This window comes from uncultured Anaerococcus sp. (assembly GCF_963510575.1).
In the GTDB taxonomy this organism is placed as follows: Bacteria; Bacillota; Clostridia; order Tissierellales; family Peptoniphilaceae; genus Anaerococcus.
Window position 1 is genome coordinate 1 of the sequence record NZ_CAUPFR010000125.1, and the last position, 4,369, is coordinate 4,369.

At 31.8% G+C, this 4,369-nt stretch carries 4 protein-coding genes; 1 reads left to right on the forward strand and 3 read right to left on the reverse strand.

Going from position 1 to position 4,369, the window contains the following annotated elements; genetic code table 11:
* Together RQ907_RS07830 and dnaG are read right to left on the reverse strand one after the other, a co-directional pair.
* Positions 1–1,394, reverse strand: a 1,394-nt coding sequence (locus RQ907_RS07830) for a sigma-70 family RNA polymerase sigma factor (protein ID WP_311492816.1), incomplete at its 3' end; no start/stop codon positions are given.
* Complete coding sequence (gene dnaG / locus RQ907_RS07835) at positions 1,381–3,048, reverse strand: DNA primase (protein WP_311492817.1); 1,668 nt, start codon at positions 3,046–3,048, stop codon at positions 1,381–1,383. The genes RQ907_RS07830 and dnaG, both read right to left, overlap by 14 nt.
* Positions 3,049–3,277: 229 nt before the next feature.
* On the opposite strand from dnaG, the gene RQ907_RS07840 reads away from it, so the two are divergent.
* Positions 3,278–4,126, forward strand: a complete 849-nt coding sequence (locus RQ907_RS07840) for an AraC family transcriptional regulator (RefSeq protein WP_311492818.1) — start codon at positions 3,278–3,280, stop codon at positions 4,124–4,126.
* A 64-nt stretch (positions 4,127–4,190) separates the two neighbouring features.
* Here RQ907_RS07840 and RQ907_RS07845 read toward each other — a convergent pair.
* Positions 4,191–4,369: putative glycoside hydrolase (locus RQ907_RS07845; protein WP_311492819.1), on the reverse strand; the 179-nt coding region annotated here is incomplete at its 5' end.

Genomic DNA, 4,369 nt, shown 5'->3' on the forward strand with positions numbered 1-4,369 from the left:
CTTCCTAGGTCTTGGACAAGTTGTCTTTGGATACGGACTAATTTGTTGATTGTTTCTACCATATGAACTGGTATCCTAATCGTCCTAGCTTGGTCAGCTATGGCACGAGTTATGGCCTGCCTAATCCACCAGGTAGCATAGGTTGAAAATTTAAAACCTCTGTTATAATCATACTTATCAACAGCCTTCATAAGCCCCATGTTTCCCTCTTGGATTAGGTCCAAAAAGTTCATACCTCGGCCTACATATTTTTTGGCAATTGATACAACAAGCCTTAGGTTGGTTTCGGCTAATTTTTCCTTAGCTCTTTGAGACTTTAAAACGTCCACCTTAAGCTTTTTTAATTCTTCTTCAGTAAATTCTTCCTTATTTAGCATTTTTAGGGATAAATTTCTCTTAGCTATGATATAATCCAAAAAAGACGATTCGTCATCTGTTAGGGCTTGTCTTTCCCTAATAGAAGAAGCTAATTCAGAAGTTTTAAGGAGGTTATCTATAATCATCTGATCATTTGTCTTTATTGTATCCTTGTTAGCAGCCTTCTTTAAAAGATCATTGAAGGATGAATAAACCATGCTAACCACTTCATCATTTTCAATAATATTTAACATATGATCAAAGGAATCAAATAAATCACAAAGAATATTTGCATCTTTCCTAGATAAGTCGTCGTCATCTATAGAATTTTGCGCAATATTGCAAATAATAATTTTTGCGTTTAATTGGTCTAGCTGGTCCTTATCCAAGTCATCTTCCATAATTTGCTTAAAAAGGGAACCCATATTTATTAGACCATCTAAATCCTTCAAGGTATTTTCATCTAATTCTTTCTTATCAAAAAGGGACTTATTGGCATTTTCCAATACCCTAGCTAAGTCACCAAAAAATACATCGCTCGCAAGTTTATTTTTATTTTGTTTATTAAACTTGTATCCATGTATGGACTTATGGGCAATTTCTCCAGCTTCCATACGTCTTGCAAGAATAATCTCTTCTGTTGCAGTAAGTAAATTTACCTTACCTATTTCCTTCAAATACATTTTGACCGGGTCATCAAGCTTAATGCCAGCTAAGCTATCGACGGTCTTATCTATTTCTTTTTCTAACTCTTTTTCGTCAATTTCTTCTTCTTGCTCTTCTTCTTCGATATCGTCTTCAACTTCCTCTTCTTGATCAAGCTCTGTTTCAGATTTTTCAACGATTTCTACGCCTGAACCCGTCAGCTTGGCAAGGATTAATTTTTGACTTTCCTTATCCATGTCCTTAAAGTCATCAAATTCAAAAATTTGACTATAAGTTATCATCCCATCTTGGTTTTCACTTATAGATTCAAACTCTTCGATAATTTCATCTAGGACATCATCTTCGAGCAATTTACTATCATCGCTGTTCATTATCTCTCCCCTTACTATTTATAGGCCACTTTTTTAGGTTTTTTCTTTTTTGAAGCCTTTCATATAGGTTTATCTTATCTATCAATTCACTAACTAGGATTGGATTTTTGTCATCCATCACATAATCTAGCATATATTTATAATCCCCGTCGGTCTTGTCAAATTTATCAACTTCCTTATTTACAAGAAAATCCCTAAAATTCAAGGCCTTTGGATTTATTAAATACTTATCGAAATAATCAGCATTTTCTTTATAATCTTCAAGCTGATTAAAGATAAGCCTTAAAATTTCTAGCTCATGAGCACTAATATCTGTCTTTTTCTCTTCAATAACAATATTTGGTTCAGAAAAATTTTCTCTACCTATTTTTTCTTCATGATGTTTGTTATTATACTTTGAAATAGCACCTTTTAAAGTTTGTTTATCAATATCAAACAATGAAGAAACTTTATTTATAAAAATTTCTCTAGTTAAATCTTGCTTTATTTCTGCTAAAAATCCAATAAATTGGTTGAGCTTTTCAAGCTTTTCATTATCATTTGCATCTGAATAACCATCTAGAATTTGTTCGTATGTGTAATTATACTCATCCAAGGCTTCTGACATTTTTTTCTCAAAAGCTTCTTTGCCATATTTTTTAACATATTCATCTGGGTCTAAACCCTCACCTAGTTGTATTATACTTACCCCAATTTCTGCTTCTTTAAATATTTCTATAGCTCTTTTTGTAGCTTTTATACCAGCAGAGTCAGAATCATAGCAAATATAAATATTATCTGCATATCTCTTAGCAAGCTTAGCTTGCTCGACAGTTAAGGCTGTGCCAAGGCTTGCAACTGCAATATCAATCCCCTTGTTATTTAAGGCTATTACATCCATATAGCCTTCTACAAGGATTAGATCCCTTCGATTTTGCTTTTTAAAAATATTTAAACCGTAAAGATTGAATCTCTTCTTAAAAACATCTGATTCTGGAGAATTTAGGTACTTTGGCATTGTCTTATCTATAGCCCTGCCACCAAAACCTATAATCCTTCCATAGGTATCGATAATAGGAAAAATCAACCTATTCCTATACTTGTCATAAAAATTACCATTTTTAGATTTTGCTATTAGTCCAAGTTCAAGCAAGTCTTCATCCCTAATATCCTTTGACCTAGCAAAAGACAATAAATCATCCCAACTATCCTTGGCAAATCCAAGCATGAAAGTATTTACAATATTACTCCTAAGCCCCCTCATAAGTAAATAATCTTGAGGGGCCTTGGTAGTCAATAAATTTTTATAAAAATACATCATAATTTCTTTATTTATTTCATAAAGCCTGGACTTTTTTTCATTCACTACAGGATTTTCGTCAAAAACTAGATTAATACCTGCCTTATGAGCAAGGAATTTTAAACCATCCGGATAGGAAAGACCTTCTTTTTGCATTATAAAAGAAACAACATCTCCACCTGCTCCACACCCGAAACAGTGAAATAATTGTTTCTTCCTATCTACTGTAAAAGATGGGGTTTTCTCATTATGAAAAGGGCATAGGCCCTTATAAGAAGACCCAGCCTTCTTTAAATCGACATATTCGCCAATTATATCTACTATGTCAGAATTTTCTTTTATTTGATTTATCAAGTCATCTGATATTAATCTCATCTTCTCACCTAATAAAATTATACTTTTCTTGTCCTTTTAATCAATTCATAAAAGCATTAATAAGGATATTGCTAAAATTTTAATAATATTTAGAAGCAAAATGAATTATTTTAGTAAAAATATTTTAAATAAGACTTTATTTTTCGTAAAATTTAGTGTAATATATAATATAATAAAATGTATAAATCTAGACAGGAAAATAAGTTTTAAAAAATATATAGAGGATAAAATGGAAAAAGATAATGAACAAATAGTAGAAGAAGAAAACAGCCTTAATAATTTAGATGTAAAAATCCTTGACTCTCAAAAAAATATTTATGATGAAAATATCTCTAGTAGAATTCAATTTCACCCCTTTACTTATTTTTATTACCTAGCTGAAGGTTGTGGTAAACTTTCAATCGAAAGTGAGTTAGTAGATGTAAATGCAGGTGATCTTGTAATTATAAACTCAAATATTGGCCATACCCTCTATTTAGATAAGAGCGTATCAAAGGTTAAAATTTTAGGCTTTGGAATAGAATCGGTGTCTATAGCAGGCCTTGAAGGTGACACTTCCAAAAATATAAATTATTTTCACATTGACAACAAGGATAAAACCTTAAAATTCGAAGAATATTTCGAAGATATCTATAGAGAACATAAGGGAAATGATATCTTCGCCAAATCCCTATCAAATGCAGTAGCAACTACCCTAGTCATAAACCTTTTAAGAAAATATAGAAAATCGATTACCATCAAACACGATAAGAGAGTAAATAGACAAATTGACTATATTAAATCTTACATAGATTCAAATTATAATGAAGATATAAAACTAGAAGACTTATCGTCAATGGCCTATATGAATAAATTCCACCTTATATCAGAATTTAAACAATCCTATAGGATAACACCAATCGAATATTTGATCTTAAAGAGAGTAGAAATCGCAAAAAATCTCTTGATTTCAACCAACCATACCATGGAAGAAATATCTGCCTTAGTTGGCTTTAATTCACAATCATATTTCAACCAAGTCTTCAAGAAAAAAGCAGGTCAAACACCTTCTCAATTTAGGAGAAAACACAGATTATAAAATTAGCCACCTAGAATCCTAGGTGGTTTTTACTTTAAATAAAAAAACAGGTTTAACCCTGTTTTTAATAATCAACGCCATCCGTATAGGTATTAGTTGCATTCCATATTAGGTATTCTCTTTGGCCTGACTCATAAATAGCATCTATTTGAGCTTGAACTGCATCAGCATCATACACCATCCAGTTTCCCTCGCCTATCCATGATGCTGTAAAATCCTGAATCCAAGGACGGGATTGTGGGC

What these genes read in the sequence shown, in the direction of transcription:
- dnaG (WP_311492817.1), bottom strand. Translation starts at nt 3,048, where the DNA reads ATGAGATTAATATCAGATGACTTGATAAATCAAATAAAAGAAAATTCT.
- RQ907_RS07840 (WP_311492818.1), top strand. Translation starts at nt 3,278, where the DNA reads ATGGAAAAAGATAATGAACAAATAGTAGAAGAAGAAAACAGCCTTAAT.